At 72.7% G+C, this 16,320-nt stretch carries 16 protein-coding genes and 1 tRNA gene; 3 read left to right on the top strand and 14 right to left on the bottom strand.

What is annotated here, in order from left to right; genetic code table 11:
- Positions 1-368: 368 nt before the first annotated feature.
- Positions 369-444: transfer RNA gene (locus tag AES38_RS04865), tRNA-Lys, on the bottom strand.
- A gap of 153 nt (positions 445-597) precedes the next feature.
- Here AES38_RS04865 and bcp point away from each other — a divergent pair.
- On the top strand, positions 598-1,077 hold the full coding sequence (gene bcp, locus AES38_RS04860; protein WP_053774027.1) for a thioredoxin-dependent thiol peroxidase: 480 nt from the start codon (positions 598-600) through the stop codon (positions 1,075-1,077).
- Between the two features lie 27 nt (positions 1,078-1,104).
- Here bcp and AES38_RS04855 read toward each other — a convergent pair whose 3' ends face one another.
- Positions 1,105-1,536 carry a hypothetical protein gene (locus tag AES38_RS04855; RefSeq protein ID WP_053774026.1) on the bottom strand — a complete coding sequence of 144 codons (432 nt, stop codon included), beginning with the start codon at positions 1,534-1,536 and terminating at the stop codon, positions 1,105-1,107.
- Positions 1,537-1,782: 246 nt separating this feature from the next.
- On the opposite strand from AES38_RS04855, the gene AES38_RS04850 reads away from it, so the two are divergent.
- Positions 1,783-2,031, top strand: coding sequence for a WhiB family transcriptional regulator (locus AES38_RS04850; RefSeq protein WP_012037746.1), 249 nt, complete (start codon positions 1,783-1,785; stop codon positions 2,029-2,031).
- 109 nt (positions 2,032-2,140) lie between these two features.
- Here the strand turns inward: AES38_RS04850 and AES38_RS04845 are convergent, their stop codons facing one another.
- From AES38_RS04845 to AES38_RS04830, 4 genes are read right to left on the bottom strand one after another with little or no spacing between them, the layout of a single operon-like run.
- A complete protein-coding gene (locus tag AES38_RS04845) occupies positions 2,141-3,643 on the bottom strand; it encodes a sensor histidine kinase (protein WP_053774025.1) in 1,503 nt (500 codons plus the stop codon).
- 9 nt (positions 3,644-3,652) lie between these two features.
- Complete coding sequence (locus AES38_RS15805; RefSeq protein WP_053774024.1) at positions 3,653-5,239, bottom strand: CpaE/TadZ family protein; 1,587 nt, start codon at positions 5,237-5,239, stop codon at positions 3,653-3,655.
- Between the two features lie 2 nt (positions 5,240-5,241).
- A complete protein-coding gene (locus AES38_RS04835; RefSeq protein WP_053774023.1) occupies positions 5,242-5,880 on the bottom strand; it encodes an SAF domain-containing protein in 639 nt (212 codons plus the stop codon).
- A 55-nt stretch (positions 5,881-5,935) separates the two neighbouring features.
- Positions 5,936-6,544, bottom strand: a complete 609-nt coding sequence (locus AES38_RS04830; protein ID WP_053774022.1) for a hypothetical protein — start codon at positions 6,542-6,544, stop codon at positions 5,936-5,938.
- Positions 6,545-6,748: 204 nt separating this feature from the next.
- Here AES38_RS04830 and AES38_RS04825 point away from each other — a divergent pair, with 204 nt between their 5' ends.
- Positions 6,749-7,339, top strand: coding sequence for an Rv3235 family protein (locus tag AES38_RS04825; RefSeq protein WP_053774021.1), 591 nt, complete (start codon positions 6,749-6,751; stop codon positions 7,337-7,339).
- A 119-nt stretch (positions 7,340-7,458) separates the two neighbouring features.
- Here the strand turns inward: AES38_RS04825 and secA are convergent, their stop codons facing one another.
- The 8 genes from secA to mtrA form a co-directional block, all read right to left on the bottom strand.
- Positions 7,459-10,284: a preprotein translocase subunit SecA gene (gene secA / locus AES38_RS04820; protein ID WP_053774020.1), complete on the bottom strand. Its 2,826-nt coding sequence runs from the start codon at positions 10,282-10,284 to the stop codon at positions 7,459-7,461.
- Positions 10,285-10,486: 202 nt separating this feature from the next.
- A complete protein-coding gene (gene hpf / locus AES38_RS04815) occupies positions 10,487-11,176 on the bottom strand; it encodes a ribosome hibernation-promoting factor, HPF/YfiA family (RefSeq protein ID WP_053774019.1) in 690 nt (229 codons plus the stop codon).
- Positions 11,177-11,329: 153 nt separating this feature from the next.
- The gene (locus AES38_RS15800; RefSeq protein WP_157883510.1) at positions 11,330-11,716 is read right to left on the bottom strand and encodes a phosphoribosyltransferase family protein; all 387 of its coding nucleotides are present in this window, start codon (positions 11,714-11,716) and stop codon (positions 11,330-11,332) included.
- A 466-nt stretch (positions 11,717-12,182) separates the two neighbouring features.
- A complete protein-coding gene (locus AES38_RS16230; RefSeq protein WP_256998864.1) occupies positions 12,183-12,497 on the bottom strand; it encodes an LpqB family beta-propeller domain-containing protein in 315 nt (104 codons plus the stop codon).
- On the bottom strand, positions 12,398-12,691 hold the full coding sequence (locus AES38_RS16225; protein ID WP_256998885.1) for a hypothetical protein: 294 nt from the start codon (positions 12,689-12,691) through the stop codon (positions 12,398-12,400). The genes AES38_RS16230 and AES38_RS16225 overlap by 100 nt, the downstream gene beginning before the upstream one ends.
- Before the next feature lie 273 nt (positions 12,692-12,964).
- The gene (locus tag AES38_RS16220) at positions 12,965-14,155 is read right to left on the bottom strand and encodes an LpqB family beta-propeller domain-containing protein (RefSeq protein ID WP_256998862.1); all 1,191 of its coding nucleotides are present in this window, start codon (positions 14,153-14,155) and stop codon (positions 12,965-12,967) included.
- Positions 14,152-15,522, bottom strand: a complete 1,371-nt coding sequence (locus AES38_RS04800; protein WP_256998860.1) for a histidine kinase dimerization/phospho-acceptor domain-containing protein — start codon at positions 15,520-15,522, stop codon at positions 14,152-14,154. The genes AES38_RS16220 and AES38_RS04800 overlap by 4 nt, the downstream gene beginning before the upstream one ends.
- Before the next feature lie 4 nt (positions 15,523-15,526).
- The gene (gene mtrA / locus AES38_RS04795) at positions 15,527-16,207 is read right to left on the bottom strand and encodes an MtrAB system response regulator MtrA (protein ID WP_053774018.1); all 681 of its coding nucleotides are present in this window, start codon (positions 16,205-16,207) and stop codon (positions 15,527-15,529) included.
- Between the last annotated feature and the right edge of the window lie 113 nt (positions 16,208-16,320).

The following is a 16,320-nucleotide window of genomic DNA, read 5'->3' as shown; positions in this document are numbered from 1 at the left end:
CGCCGGACACCGCCCCCTGCTCCCCCGCCCGATCGCACGTCGATGCGGTCTTATTCTACGAATCAGGAAATGCATGTCATCGCCCCGATCGGGGGCCGCCGCCTGGTGCGCGCACCGCGCCTCAGCGGACGCCCGGGCAGCGAGGGGTGCGTCCGCGTCCCGCGCCGAGCCGCCGGGACAGCCGAGGTCGCTGATCCCGGACGCACGCGGTCCTTCGCGAGCTCACGGGCGACATCGTCGGCCGTGCTCCGCGGGATCGGCCCGCCCCACGCCGGCGGGCAAGAGCGTGACCAGCGGCCAGAGGATCATCGAGGCCAGAGGATCATCGAGGCCGGCGGATCGACGATCCGCGGCGACGATGGAGGAAGTGGTGCACCCCCTCGGACTTGAACCGAGAACCCACTGATTAAGAGTCAGTTGCTCTGCCAATTGAGCTAGAGGTGCAGGTGAGGACCCTGTCGTGCGGGGTACCGGACCGAGAGATGACACTAGCACCACGTCGCGGGCCGGCGCCAATCGAGGGCGTGGAGCACGCGATCCCGCCCCGTGCGGGCAGCCGTAGCATGGAGGCCGATCCCCCTGAACGAGAGGCTCCCCATGTCCGAGACCGTCCGCCTCGAGAAGGGGCAGCCCGCCCCCGACTTCACCCTGCCCGACCAGGACGGCGCTCCCGTCACGCTGTCGGACCTCCTCGGCCAGGACATCATCGTGTACTTCTACCCGGCAGCTGGCACCCCCGGCTGCACGACGCAGGCCTGCGACTTCCGCGACAGCATGGACTCCCTCCAGCGCGCCGGCTACCGCGTGCTCGGCGTCTCCAAGGACCCGCAGGAGGACCTCGCCCGCTTCCGCGAGGAGCAGGGCCTCGGCTTCACGCTGCTGTCCGACCCCGACCTCGAGGTGCACCGCGCCTATGCCGCGTACGGCGAGAAGTCCCTCTACGGCAAGAAGGTCACCGGCGTGATCCGCTCCACGGTCGTCGTCGACGGCGAGGGGAACGTGGCCCTGCCGCTCTACAACGTCAAGGCCACGGGCCACGTCGCGTCGCTGCGGAAGAAGCTGGGCGTCGACGCCTGACGCCGGAGGGCGCCGCGCGCCGCGCGCTCAGTACCGGCGGCGCGTGGCGTGCAGGACGGATCGCGTGAAGAGCAGGACCAGCACGACCAGCGACGGGACGATGAGCCCCCAGCCCAGGTCCTGACGTGCATCGGCGCCCTGCAGGCTGCCGACACCGACGGCGATCTGCAGGACCTGCCAGGTCACGGCCGCGGGGCGGACCCAGCTCCTCCCCTTCAGGACCCCGCGCACGATCGCCGCGAGGAACACGGCGGCGAGGGCCGCCAGGGCGATGAGCGCCACGGCGCTGGCGAGGGAGGACGGCGTCGAGGTCAGCAGGTCGACCACGAGGATGACCGTGACCCCGGCCATGCCGAGCGCCTCCAGTCCGACGAGCACCGCCAGGAGGACCACGGCGGCGGATCTCGGGGCGGCCGCCTCGGCGTCGCGCGGATCGAGGGCATCACCGGTTCCGGTCACAGCACGTTCCCATACAAAGCTATTGATTGATCGTTGGCTCTATGCGACGATATTCCAGGTCGAGTTCGTTCACAGGGTGGTGAGCAGATCCGGAACCGAGCTTACAAGGGATGAATTCCCGAAGCTGAGCATCTCACGAGGAGGGGCCGACGCCCCATCCCGATGCCGATCCCGGACGCCTCGCCCCATCCCCCCATCACACGGCTGATCAGCCGCGCAACGAGTAACGACCTGAGGAGCACCCCTATGGATTGGCGTGACAAGGCAGCCTGCCTGACTGTGGACCCCGAGCTGTTCTTCCCCGTGGGGAACACCGGCCCGGCCGTCGACCAGATCGACAAGGCCAAGGCCGTGTGCGGTCGCTGCTCCGTCACCGAGATGTGCCTCCAGTACGCCCTCGAGACCGGCCAGGACTCGGGCGTCTGGGGTGGCCTCAGCGAGGACGAGCGCCGTGCGCTCAAGCGCCGCGCCGCGCGCGCCCGCCGCGCCAGCTGACGCACGCACCACCGCACCACCGACGAGAGCCGGGCAGCCCGAGGGCGGCCCGGCTCTCGTCGTCCCCGGCGGCCGTCGGCACGCGCGCGGGACGCCCCTCGGGCGCGTCTCAGGACGTGACGGGAGCCAGCCACCTGAGGGGCACCTCGATCGTGACCTCGGTGCCGCTGCCCATGAGCGTGTGCCAGTCGATGGTGCCGCCGAGCTCCCCCTGGATGAGCGTGCGCACGATCTGCGTGCCGAGCCCCGTGCCGACCTTCCCCTCGGGCAGCCCGACGCCGTCGTCGCGGACGCGGACGGTGAGCGTCTCCTCGGTGCGGGTGGCCTCGATGGCCACCTCACCCGAGCGCCCGGCCAGGCCGTGCTCGACCGCGTTGGTCACGAGCTCGGTGAGCGCCAGGGCGAGCGGGGTCGCGTAGGCGCTCGGCAGCACGCCGAAGCTGCCGAGGATCTTCGGGTGGACACGCGTGTTGTGCGCGGACGCGACCTCGGCGATGAGCAGCAGCACCCGGTCGAACACGGCGTCGAAGTCGACGTTCTGGTTGAGGCCCTCGCTCAGGGTGTCGTGCACCACGGCGATGGCGCCCACGCGTCGCTGGGCGTGCCCGAGGGCCTCGCGGGCCTCCTCCGTGTGCGACCGGCGGGCCTGGATCCGCAGGAGGCTCGCGACGGTCTGCAGGTTGTTCTTGACCCGGTGGTGGATCTCGCGGATGGTCGCGTCCTTGGTGATCAGCTCCCGCTCCTGGTGCCGGAGCTCGGTCACGTCGCGGCAGAGGACCACGGCGCCCACCCGCTCGCCGTGGCTGCGGATCGGGATCGCCCGGAGCGAGACGGTGACGCCCCGCGACTCGATGTCGGTGCGCCAGGGGGCGCGCCCGGCCACGATGAGCGGGAGCGACTCGTCGACCGTCAGCTGCTTCCCCGTGAGCAGGCTCGACGTGGCGTCGGCCAGCGACTCCCCCTCGAGCTCGTCCGAGAACCCCATGCGGTTGAAGGCGCTCAGCGCGTTGGGGCTCGCGAAGGTGGTGATGCCGTCGACGTCCAGCCGCAGCAGCCCGTCGGATGCGCGCGGCGCGCCGCGCCGGGGACCCGTCGGCGAGCCGAGGTCGGGGAAGTCGCCGTCGGCGATCATCGCGAACAGGTCGTTGGCGCACTCGTTGAACGTGAGCTCCTGGCGGCTCGGGGTCCGCGTCTCGCTGAGGTTGGTGTGCCGGGTGATGACCGCGATCGGGGTGTCGGTGACCTCGGGGCTGCCCTGGGCGAGACGGCGGAGGACGGGGACGGCCCGCACGCGGGTGGGCGTCTCCTCGTACCAGTCCGGAGCCGACGAGTCGATGATCCGCGCGGTCTCGTGCGCGTCGGTCACCTGCTTGCGCCACTCGGCCTTGATCGGCTGCCCGACGAAGTCCCGGTAGAACAGCGTGGCCGAGCTCGAGGGGCGGGCATGCGCCACCGCGACGAAGCTGCCGGACACGGTCGGGACCCACAGCACGATGTCCGCGAACGCCAGATCGGCGAGGAGCTGCCAGTCGCCGACGAGGAGGTGCAGCCACTCGACGTCCGCGTCGGAGGACAGACCCTGGGCATGCACGAGATCGCTGAGCGTGGACACGGCTACAGCCTATGCGGGCCGCGTGCGCCCCTCCCCCGCATCTGCGGGAGCGCGGCCGCGGGACCGGGCCGACCGACCGGCGCGCCTCATGCGCCGCGACGCGTCCTCCGGGGGGAGGAGCGCGGTCCGGGTGAACCGCGACCACTCCAGGAGCGCGGGCGACCGTGGGGCCACCTCGCGCAGCGTCGCCCCGGCGAGCACGGCGGCGTCCAGCGCCTCGCGGTCCTCCGGCACGTAGGCGTCCGCCTCGACGCTGCCGAAGCGGAAGAGGGTGCGACGGACCTGGGCCGCCGCGTCCCATCCGCCGGCGCTCGGTCGGACGCGGTTCACGAGCACCGAGACCCGCGACGGATCCACGATCTCCAGCAGCTGCACGTAGGCGCGGAAGAAGCGCGACAGGCCCACCGTGTCCGCGGAGACGACGGCGACGACGTGGTCCGCGCCGCGCAGGACCGCATGGGTGGCCGCGTTGCGGCGGGGCGCGAACATGTCGCTCGAGATCTCCTCGTCGTCCTCGAGGTTGAAGGACGCGTCGACGACGGTGTAGTCGCGCCACGTGCGACACGCCTGCAGCACGGCCGCGACCCGCCCCTCCGCGAGCTCCGGCCACCTGTCCGGGCGCGAGATGCCCGTGAGCACGGAGAAGCCGGGGGCGCGCGTCGACGGATGGTGCTGGGCGATCCGATCGAGCTCCTCCACGGTGAGGCTGTCGGCCGCCGCCAGCCGGCAGGCCGCGGCGAAGCCGGGAGCCTCGTCGAGCAGCCCGAGGGATGCCGCCACGGTGCCGCCGTGGACGTCGGCGTCGACGAGCACGACAGACCGCCCCGCGGCTGCCACCTCCCCGGCGACGGCCAGCGCGGTCGCCGTGCGGCCGGGCGCGCCCTGGGGTCCCCACACCGCGATGACGCGTCCCGTCGGCCGGTCCCGACCTGCCTCGTCCTCGCCCGGGTCGCGGACCACGGGAGCGGGCACGCGCGGTCGTCGGACGAGCCCGAGACGCGCGCGCAGCGGCCGGGGACCGCGTCCGACCGCCGCGGGTCGGGTGCGCGATGGACGCCCCTCGGCGACCTCGGGTTCGGCGTGGGCGTCGGCGCCGCGCGTCGACCTGCGCGCACGCGACGGCGCGTCGGGCAGACGGCGCCGGTCGAAAGGATCCACCGAGCTGCCCGACCCCGCGTGACCCGCCTCCAGGTGGCCCGCGACCGCGTCCGCGCGGCGGACCCCCGATGCCGTCCCGTCGATCGACCCCAGCGGGCGCACCGTGAGCAGCAGGTCCTCGATCTCCTGCCAGGTGGCACCCTCGTCCACGACCTCGTGGTGGCCCAGCGCCTGCGCGTTCCGGCGATCCGCTTCGCTGGAGGCCACGGCCACGGCCCGGGCGCCCCGGGCATCGAGCTCGGCGAGCACCTCCCGGTCGAGGGTCGAGGGCGACGCCGCGATGACGAGGTGCAGGGGATCCGCCTCCGCGGCCCGGACGGCGGCGAGCACCTCGGCCGCCCCCGTGACGCGCGCGAGGACGACGTGGCCCGCGTCGACGACGTCGCGGAGGAGCGCGTCCTCGACGCGGGGCGGGAGGGCGAGGACGAGGGACGCCACGCTCAGGCTCCCGCGTCGCCGACGGGCACGAGCGTGATCTGGTCGCGTGCGTCGGTGGCCGCGATGACGGCCGCCACCTCCTGACGGGGGACGGTGAGCTGCACCTGCGCGTGGTCCTGGTCGGCGACGAACCCCTGGGGCTGGATGACCTGCGCGACGGTCGCGCCCGACACGATGACGCGCGGCGGGTCGTAGGCGTTGGTGCCGCTGCCCCTGGCGGACGCCGACCAGACGTCGACCACGGTCCCGGCGGCGACGAGGTGGTCGGCCCCGGCGGACGTGGGCACGACGACCGAGGCGGTGGTGCGCGAGTCGGCCGACGCCAGGGACGATCGCGGGACCAGCTCGCCCGCACCCACGAACCGCGTGACGACGAGCCCGTCGGCGGCGTCCGGCGACACGTAGAGGTCGGCGGCGCCGTCGATGCGCACCCGGACCGGCACGAGGTCGGACGCGTGCACCGTGCTCCCGGCATCGAGGGGGGAACCGGCCGCCATGACGACCACGGACGAGTCCGCGGAACGGAGGAGCGCCACGACGCCGCCCGTGGAGACGAGGACGAGGACGAGGCCGACGACGAAGCGCGGATCCAGCCAGACGGGACGGCGCGCCGGGCGCGCGGGACGAGGGGTGGGAGGCATGCCGGTCAATGTCGGGGACGGCGTGCGCGGGCGTCGTGCGTTGTCCACATGCCGCTCAGACCCGGACGAGCACGATCCCCGCCAGCGGCACGAGCCGGTACCCGGAGACGGCGGACTCGCGTCGCGGGGTGCCCGCCTCGTGCACCGCGACGTCCACGTGGTCCCGGGCGACACGATCCAGCGTGCCTCCGACGACCGTGTCGTGCAGGCGCAGCTCGACGCGCGCGCGGCGCCGGCAGAGGTCGCGCAGGACGAAGGGGAGCCCGATGCGGTCGACGATCCCGCGCTCCGGCGGCAGCTCCGCGACCGGGGCGAGGCTCGACCGGACCTGGTCGCGGTCGAGCGCGAGCGCGTGGATGGAGGCGAGGGGCAGGATGCACGCGCGCTCCTCCCGGGCCGCGCTCGCCTCGCCGGGCACCACGAGGTCCCCGGACAGCCAGTCGCGACCGAGCACCTTCGCCCGGATGTCGATCCAGGTGCCGTCGGAGAGCGACACCCGGAGCGGCCGCGCCTGGTCCGATGCCGTCAGGGCCCGCAGGCGATCGCGGACGACGGTGCGGGCGACGCGCACCCGCTCCTCCTCCGCGCGCTGGTCGCGCTCCTCGGCGAGCCGGGCCGTCTCCCACTGGCCCTCGAGATCGTCGAAGAGGTTCTCCCACCTCATCGGACGACGTCCGGGGTGGCGGGGAGGACGCAGGGCGGCGGGGACGGCTCGGACATCCGGGTCACCTTGGGTCCGTTCCTTGAGATCCGCTCTCAGTTCTCCACATCTTGCGTCCTGAGCGTGCGCCGAGCCTCTCGCGCTGTCACAGTTGACCAGTCATCGTGGTCCCCCGATCGGGGGGGAGCACCGGGATGGGAGTGACGCATGAGTGAAGCAGTGCCACAGGAGGAGCTCCCCGACCGCGGGAGCGCCGTCACGGGCAGCGCCGAAGGGGCCTCCGCACGCCGGTCCGGTGCTCGGAAGCCCGCATCACCAGCCGCATCGGCGGGGATCCCGACGCCAGGGACGTCCAGCCGGTCGTCCAGCCCCACCGCCACCGCCACCGTCCGCGGCACCGTCCACAAGCGCTTCGACGTCGACGACTTCTTCGGCCGGCAGCCGTGCAGCAGCCAGGACCTCCCCCCGTCCGGCCCGCTGCTCGAGAACCTCACGCGCTGCGTCATCGAGATCCTCGCCGGCGCCCGGGAGCTCGACCAGATCGCCCGCTGGGTCAGCGACGACGTCTACCGTCACCTCCTCAAGCGCGTGGTGCTCAGCGCGCGCGCCCGACGCACCAAGGGCCAGTCCGTCACGCGACCGGTCTTCACCATCGGCACGGTCACGTCGTTCTCGCCGCGTGACGGGGTCATCGAGGCCGTCATCGTCGTCCACGGTCGCGCACGCGCTCGCGCCGTCGCCATCCGCCTGGAAGGGCTCGATCGACGCTGGCGGGCCACGGCCATCAACGTCCTGTAGGCACCGGACGCACGAGAAGGGCGCATCTCCCCGGGGGGATGCGCCCTTCTCGTGTGCCACGTTCCCGTGTGCCACGGGGGTGCGGACCGGCGCACTCACCACCGGCCCGCACCCCGGGCTCACTTGCGTCGATCGGCCTTGCGGCGCTCCTCGCGGTTCTGGGGGGCGGCCGACGCACCGTCGGTGCGCTGACCGAAGGCGCCCCGAGCGGGCGGGCCCTGCGGGGCCTCCGGCTCGTCCTCGCCGATCAGGACCGCGTCCTCGGCCTCCTGGTCCTTCTGCGCCTTGGCGGTGGCGGCCTTCTCGATCTGGCCGCGCTGGTTGCGGACCTCGACCCCGCCGTCGTCCGTCGGCGCCGTGTAGCGGAGCTTGTCGGCGGTGGCCTGGTTCGCCGCGAGTCCCTTGGCCTGGATCCGCGGACCCACCGACTCGGCGTCGGCCGGGCCCTGCACCTCGACGTCCAGGTTGAAGAGGAAGCCGACGGTCTCCTCGCGGATCGCGCCCATCATCTGCTGGAACAGCGCGAAGCCCTCGCGCTGGTACTCGACCAGCGGGTCGCGCTGGGCCATGGCGCGGAGGCCGATGCCGTCCTTGAGGTAGTCCATCTCGTAGAGGTGCTCGCGCCAGCGGCGGTCGATGACCGAGAGGACCACGCGGCGCTCGAGCTCGCGCATGGCCGCCTCGCCGAGCTGCTCCTCGCGCTTCGAGTAGGCGAGCTTCGCGTCCGACAGGATCTCGCGGCGGACGAAGTCGCGGTTGACGCGGCCCTTGCTGCCGGCCTCGGTGATGACCTCGTCGATCGTGATGGAGATCGGGTAGAGCGTCTTGAGCTCGGTCCAGAGGGCGTCGAAGTCCCAGTCGTCGCCGTTGCCCTCGCCGATGTGGGAGTCGAGCACGTCGTCGATGACGGCCTCGAGGAAGCGCTGCGAGCGCTCCTGCAGGTCGTCGCCCTCGAGGATGTGACGGCGGTCGCCGTAGATGGCCTCGCGCTGGCGGTTGAGGACGTCGTCGTACTTGAGCACGTTCTTGCGGATCTCGGCGTTGCGCGCCTCGACCTGGCCCTGGGCGCTGCGGATGGCGCGGCTCACGACCTTCGACTCGATGGCCACGTCGTCCGGGACGCTGTCACGGCCCATGAGGCTCGCGGCGGCACCGTTGTTGAACAGGCGCATGAGGTCGTCCGTGAGGGACAGGTAGAAGCGGCTCTCGCCCGGGTCGCCCTGACGGCCCGAGCGTCCGCGCAGCTGGTTGTCAATCCGGCGGGACTCGTGGCGCTCGGTGCCGAGCACGTAGAGGCCGCCGGCCTCGATGACCTTCTCGGCCTCCTGGTCCACCTCGGCCTTGACCGCGGCGAACACGTCGTCCCACTCCGTCTCGTACTGCTCCGGGGTCTCGACGGGGCTGAGGCCGCGGGCGTTCATGGCGGCGACGGCGAGGAACTCGGCGTTGCCGCCCAGCATGATGTCGGTGCCGCGGCCGGCCATGTTCGTGGCGACCGTGACGGACCCGAGGCGGCCGGCCTGCGCGACGATGGCGGCCTCGCGCGCGTGGTTCTTCGCGTTCAGCACCTCGTGGCGGACGCCCTTCTTGGCGAGGAGCTTGGAGAGGTACTCGCTCTTCTCGACGCTCGTGGTGCCGACGAGGACGGGCTGGCCGGAGGCGTGTCGCTCGGCGATGTCCTCGACGACCTGCTCGAACTTCGCCTTCTCGTTCTTGTAGATGAGGTCGGACTGGTCCTTGCGCTGCATGGGCCGGTTCGTGGGGATCGGCACGACGCCGAGCTTGTAGGTGCTCATGAACTCGGCGGCCTCGGTCTCGGCCGTTCCCGTCATGCCGGAGAGCTTCTTGTAGAGGCGGAAGTAGTTCTGCAGCGTCACGGTGGCGAGGGTCTGGTTCTCGGCCTTGACCGCGACGCCCTCCTTGGCCTCGATGGCCTGGTGGATGCCCTCGTTGTACCGGCGGCCCATGAGGATGCGGCCCGTGTGCTCGTCGACGATGAGCACCTCGCCGTTCATGACGACGTAGTCCTTGTCCTTCTTGAACAGGGCCTTGGCCTTGATGGAGTTGTTCAGGAAGGAGATGAGCGGCGTGTTCGCGGACTCGTACAGGTTGTCGATGCCGAGGTGGTCCTCGACCTTCTCGATGCCGGCCTCCAGCACGCCGACCGTGCGCTTCTTCTCGTCGACCTCGTAGTCGACCTCGGGGACGAGGCGCTTGGCGACGTTCGCGAACTCGCTGAACCAGCGGTTCGCGTCGCCCGCCGAGGGGCCGGAGATGATGAGCGGCGTGCGCGCCTCGTCGATGAGGATGGAGTCGACCTCGTCGACCACCGCGAAGAAGTGCCCGCGCTGGACCATGTCGGCGGCCTGCCACGCCATGTTGTCGCGCAGGTAGTCGAAGCCGAACTCGTTGTTCGTGCCGTAGGTGATGTCGGCCGCGTACTGCTCGCGGCGCTCCTGCGGGGTCTGGCCCGCGAGGATCACGCCGGTGGTCATGCCGAGGGCCCGGAAGACGCGGCCCATGAGCTCGCTCTGGTAGCTCGCGAGGTAGTCGTTGACCGTGATGACGTGCACGCCGCGCGAGGCGATGGCGTTGAGGTACGCGGGGAGCGTGGCGACGAGGGTCTTGCCCTCTCCCGTCTTCATCTCGGCGATGTTGCCGAGGTGGAGGGCGGCGCCGCCCATGATCTGGACGTCGAAGTGGCGGAGGCCGAGCGTGCGGCGCGACGCCTCGCGGACGGCGGCGAAGGCCTCGGGCAGCAGGTCGTCGAGCGACTCGCCGTTGGCGTGGCGCTCGCGCAGCTCGACGGTCTCGTTCTTGAGCTCCTCGTCGGTGAGGTGCGTGAAGTCCTCCTCGAGCTGGTTCACCGCCTTCGCGTAGTTCTGCAGCTTGCGGAGCGTGCGCCCCTCGCCGACGCGAAGGACCTTCTCGAGTACTGAGGCCAACGGTGTCTCCCTGCGTAGATGGGCGGGCGTCGGATGACGACGACCGCCGTGACGGCGCGCGGATGTCGCCGCCGACGAGCATCGCCATAGTACCGACTCGTCCGGCCCTCTTCCCGGGAGCGCCCTGACCCCGTGGAGCCCGGTGGACGCGCGAGGCCCCGCGCGCCGGAGCGCGCGGGGCCTCGTGGACGGAGGGAGCGGATCAGCGGCGCAGCGACCGGGAGCCGGCGCCCGCCCCGGCGAGCTCCTGCTCGCCGTCCGCCAGGCCGATGACGCCGTAGTCCCAGCCCTTGCGGCGGTAGACGACGCTCGGGCGGTCGGTCTCCGCGTCGATGAAGAGGAAGAAGTCGTGGCCGACGAGCTCCATGTGCTCCAGCGCCTGGTCGACCGTCATCGACTGCGACGGGAAGACCTTGGTGCGGATGACCACCGGGCAGTAGTCCTCCTCCTCGACCGGCTGGTCGGCGGGGGCGACGCCCTTCCCGTTGACGCGCTCGATGAGCTCGACGTCGGCGGGATCGAGGTCGATCTGGGCGAACCCCTCGGTGGCCGCCTCGTGGAGGGACACCGGGCGGTGGTTGCCGCGGTGGATCTTCTTCTTGTCCTTGGCACGGCGCAGGCGCTCGAGCATCCGGCCGAGGGCCAGGTCGAAGGCCGCGAACTTGTCGGCCGCGCTGCTCTCCGCGCGGACGACGGGGCCGGGGCCGACGAGGGTGATCTCCACGCGGTCGTCGCCGGCGGAGCCGCCGGACTTCTCGCTGTGGCGCGAGACCTTGATGTCGAGCGAGATGGACTTCTCGGCGAGCTGCGCGATCTTCTCGGCCTTCTCGGTGGCGTACACGCGGAACCGGTCGGTGATCTCCGCGTTGCGGCCGGTGATGTTGATGTCCATGACGTACCTCCAGATCATGACGCGTCGCCCGCTGGAAGAGGGCGATCACTTTCACGCCTTTCGGGCGAGCCTAGACCTCGGCTCCTCCCTGCGCGAGGCATCCGGCGGGTGGACCGCGAGTGCATCGGACATGCACAGGGAGCGACGGGCCGGTCACGACCTGCGGGCGGAGCCGGCCGCCGCACGGGCGGGCACGGCGGCCAGCACCGCGCAGGCGACGACCTCGCCGCCCGCGGCCCGCACCGCGCGGCAGGTCTCCCGGAGGGTGGCGCCGGTGGTGAGCACGTCGTCGACCACCACGACGCGGCGGCCCGCGAGGTCGCCGCGGGCGGCCAGGCAGCCGTCGACGTTGGCGGCCCGGGCGGCGACGCCGAGGCCGGCCTGGTCGGCGGGGCGGCGCGTGAAGCGCAGCGGGTGGCGCCGCAGCCCGGGGATGCCGGGCCCGCGCAGGGGGCGGATGCGGGCGCGCGCCAGCAGGACCCCGACGGGCGCGTAGCCGCGGCGACGGAGGGCCGACCGGGGCGACGGGACGTCGAGCACGTCGAGGGGCGGGCGGATCCGGGCGGCGGATCGGCGGACGCGGCGGCGCGCTCCGCGGCGACCAGGGCCACGCGCACGGCCCGGGCGAGGGCGCGGCCATCGCGCGCGCCGCGTCCGTGCGGCCCTCCTCCTTGAGCGCGGAGAGGAGGGCCGGCCACGGCGGGGCGTAGGCGGCGCCGCAGCCGACGGGCACGACGCGGGCCGGACGCGTCCGCGCGGCCCGTCCACGGCGGGAGCGCGAGCGGGCGCACGACGGGAGCGGGGCGGAGCGCGGCCGCGCAGGCGGGGCAGACGGCGCGGTCGGGTGCCCCGCACCCGGCGCAGGCGACCGGCGCGAGCACGGCGAGGGCGTCGAGCAGGCGGATCGGACGACGGGACGGAGGCGGACGGACGCGGAGGGATCACGCGCCGAGGGTGGCAGGCGCGCGCCGCATGAGCGGGGGACGTGGCGGATCGGTGGAGTGCGTCAGCGCTTGGTCGCGACGAAGGAGACGCCGGTGGCCGTCTGCTGCCACGTGCTGCCCCGCGGCGTGAGGAGCGCGCCGGCGCCGGTGAGGACGCGCAGGCCGCTCTCGTCGTTCGCGCCCGTGATGGAGACGCCGTCGGCCGCGGATCCCATGTCCTTCGACGGGCCGCCGACCTGGTGCAGCGTGACCTGGCGCTCGCCGTCGGGCGCGAGCGTCAGGGTCGCGACGTCAAGCTCGTCCACCCACGTCGCGTCGAGCGGCGTGCCGGGCGTGGCCACGAGCTCGAGGGGCGACGTGGTGAGGCTGGTGGGCACGCCGCCGTCCCGCACGATGGACGCGACGAACAGCTGCGGCCCGGCCCCGTCTCGAGCTGGACGAGCACGCGCGCGCCGTCGCGCGCGACCTCGAGGGAGACGACGCGCCCCGTCCCGGTCCAGCTCACGGCGACCGGGTGGCCGACGCCGTCGGGGCCCCATGCGACGAGGCCGCGGGGATCCGCCGCGGGGATGGACCAGACGTATCCCTGCGCGTCGAGCGACGGGCCACGAGGCCCGCCGCGTGTCGAGGAGGACCGCGTCGCGATCGCCGTCGCCGACCGTCCAGACGCCGGACCCGTTCCGCACCGCGGCCTGCCGGCCGTCCGCGCTGAGCGTCGCCGCGTCCGCTCCGAGGGCGGTCACGCGCGTGCCGAGGGTGCCGAGCGGCGCGACCCTCTCCCCGCCCAGGTAGCCGAACGCGCCCTGGGCGAGCACGAGCGGACGCGACTCCGACTGCGGGTCCTTCACCGGCCGCGCCCGCCGAGGTCCGCGACGGTCAGGGGCGTGCCGTCGACGAGCATCTGCACGTCGAGCACCGACGGGATGGCGGACAGGCTCTGCCGGAGCTGGAGCTTCATCCGCTGCTGCGTGACGCCGTCGGCCGCGCGCGCCTCCGTCGAGAGGTCCACCTGCGGCGTGCCGGCCGCGGTCGTGACGGCGGGGCGCGTGCCCTCGGGGAAGGCCGTGACCACGGCCGGCTGCGACAGCCACGGGGAGGGGCCCTGCAGGAGCTTGACGATGCGGGTGCTCACGCTCTGGGACGCGCGCGTGACGAAGTAGCGGAGGTCCGGCACGAGGAACGAGAACGTCGGGTCGAAGAAGTAGAGGGCGTGCGCGCTGAAGATCTCGCGGAAGTAGGTGGAGCGCAGCGCGATGCCGTCGGGCGCCTTGGCGATGCGCCACTGGCCGCGCTCCTGCACGAGCTGGAAGGCCAGGCGCGTCTCCTGGTCGCTGCCGACCTCGCGGTAGTGGCCCTGGCCGTCGACCGTCGCGATGGTCGTGACCGAGTAGCTGTACGTGCCGTCGACCTCCTCGGACGTCTCGGGCTGGCCCTCCCATACGACGACGCTCGCGAACGGGTCCCACCGGGACGCGAAGTCGGAGGAGAGGAACTGGCGGGCGACGCCGTACTGGTCGGCGGAGCTGGTGGCGGCGTCGACGAAGCCCGCCACGACGTCGTCGGGGCCGTCGCCGTCCTGCGGGCCGTCGGGCTGGTAGCTGACGCCGGACTCGTCGGCGACGACGGCGGGGCCCGCGTGACCGGGCCGCCCGAGGGGATGGAGACGCAGCCGGCGAGGAGGATCGCGCAGGCCGCGACGAGCGCGACGGCGGCCACCCGGGCGGCGGCGGGGACGGCGGCGCGGATCAGGGGTGGGGGGGGACACGGGCGCGCTCCTCGTCGGCGTGGTCGTCTGCGGGGTCGTCGGGGGCAGGGCGACGGCGAGCTCTCGAGGGGCACGTCGGGCCGCCGCGGCAGGGTCAGCCGGAAGCAGGACCCCTCCCCGGCGCGACCACAGCTGCAGCCAGCCGTGGTGCAGGTTCGCGTCCTCCAGGGAGATGGCGAGGCCGAGGCCCGTGCCGCCCGTGGTGCGCTGGCGCGACGGATCCGCGCGCCAGAACCGGTCGAAGACGTGGCCCATCTCCTCGTGCGTCATGCCGACGCCGTAGTCCGGACCGCGAGGGCCACGGCGTCGCGGTCGCTGTCGACGGTGATCACGATGGGCCGGCCCTCGCCGTGGTCGACCGCGTTGCCGACGAGGTTCGTGACGATGCGACGGACCCGGCGCGCGTCCATCTCGGCGTCGAAGTAGCCGCCGGCGCGACCAGCCGGAGCTCCGAGCCCTTCTGCGCCGCGAGGCCCTCGAACTCCTCGATGCTGTCCTCCACGAGCCGGACCAGGTTCGTCGGCTCGGTCGAGGTCCACCGCGCCGGCGTCGAAGCGGCTGATCTCCAGCAGGTCGGCGAGCAGGGTCTCGAACCGCTCCACCTGCGTGTGCAGCAGCTCGCGCTGCGGGCGGCCGCGGCGGCTGAAGTCCTCCCGCAGGTCGTAGAGGACGCCGCCCGCGAGCCGGATGGTGGTCAGCGGCGTGCGCAGCTCGTGCGAGACGTCGGAGACGAAGCGCTGCTGCAGCTGCGAGAGGTCGGCGAGCTGCGTGATCTGCGTCTGCAGCGAGTCGGCCATGCCGTTGAACGAGCGGGCGAGCGTCGCGATCACGAACGAGCGGGCGAGCGTCGCGATCACGTCCTCGCCCTTGACGGGCAGGCGCTCCTCGAGCTGCCCGGCCGCGAGCTTCTGGCTGGTGTCGGCGGCGACGCGGATGGGCGCCACGACGAGGCGCACGACGAGCCAGGCGATCGCGCCGATCAGCACGATGAGGAAGAGGAACGCGAGGAGGATCGTGCCGGCCACGAAGTCGAGGGTCTGCTGGATGTCGCCGAGGTCGTAGACGAGGTACAGCTCGTAGCGGCCGGCTGACGGGATGTCGATGCTGGATCCGACGACGATGCCGGGGCTCGTCCGGCCCTGGTCCCCCACCGGGATCGCGACCGACTGCCACTGCTGCGTGCCCGTGCCCTCGCCGACCGCGCGGCGGAGGTCGGCGCTCAGGAGGCTGTCGACGTAGTCGGCGGTGGAGGCGTTCTGCAGGACGTTGCGCGCCTCCGTGCCGGGCGTGCGGCGGAAGGCGAAGTCGGAGAGGTTGATGGCGCTGCCGCGGAGCTCGTCGAACACCTGCGTGCGCAGCTGCTCGAGCTCGGTCTGGTCGGACGCGTCGGAGGAGGTGAACTGCTCCTGCATCCGGCTGGTGGCGCTGTTCGACTGCTGCAGCACGGTGTCGAGGCGCTGACGGAAGAGGTCGCTCGAGATGCTCTGCGTCATGAGCACGCCGATGAGGAGGACCGTGCCGCCCGAGAGCGCGACCGTGATGAGGACGGTGCGGAACTGGAGGGAGACCGACCAGATCCGGACGAGGCGTCGGGGCCACGACCTCCAGTCGACGAGCCACACGGGCAGGGGGCGCATGGGGCTAGGCCGCGGCCCCCGCGCGGTAGCCGACGCCGCGGACGGTCATGACGATGCGCGGGTTGTCCGGGTCGTCCTCGACCTTCGCGCGCAGGCGCTGCACGTGGACGTTGACGAGGCGCGTGTCGGCCTTGTACTGGTAGCCCCAGACCTGCTCGAGCAGCATCTCGCGCGTGAACACCTGCTGCGGGCGGCTGGCGAGCGCGTGCAGGAGGTCGAACTCGAGGGGCGTGAGGTTGATCCGCACGTCGCCGCGGCGCACCTCGTGGCCCTCGACGTCGACCACGAGGTCGCCCACCTGGAGGAGGCCGGGCGAGGCGGCGGCCGTGGGACGCAGGCGCGTGCGGATGCGCGCGACGAGCTCCTTCGGGTTGAAGGGCTTGACGATGTAGTCGTCGGCGCCGGACTCGAGGCCCTTGACGACGTCCGCCGTGTCGGACTTCGCGGTGAGCATGATGATGGGCACGCCCGACTCGGCGCGGATGAGGTCGCACACCTGGATGCCGTCGAGGCCGGGGAGCATGAGGTCGAGGAGCACCAGGTCGGGCTTGCCCTCGTGGAACGCGGCGAGCGCCTGGCCGCCGTCCCCGCAGAAGGAGGGCTCGAAGCCCTCGGTGCGGAGGACGATGCCGATCATCTCGGCGAGCGCGGTGTCGTCGTCGACCACCAGTATCCGTGCTGTCATGAAGCGGGGTTCCCTGTCCTCGGAACCCCCAGGGTAGCCGGTGGATCCGCGGCATCGGCCGGGCACGCGCCGCCCGGTGGGCGCGGGACTTCGCGGGGCGCCTGTGGGAGGCT

The organism is Clavibacter capsici, assembly GCF_001280205.1.
GTDB classification, from domain to species: Bacteria; Actinomycetota; Actinomycetes; order Actinomycetales; family Microbacteriaceae; genus Clavibacter; species Clavibacter capsici.
This window is presented reverse-complemented; position numbering and strand designations above follow the sequence as displayed.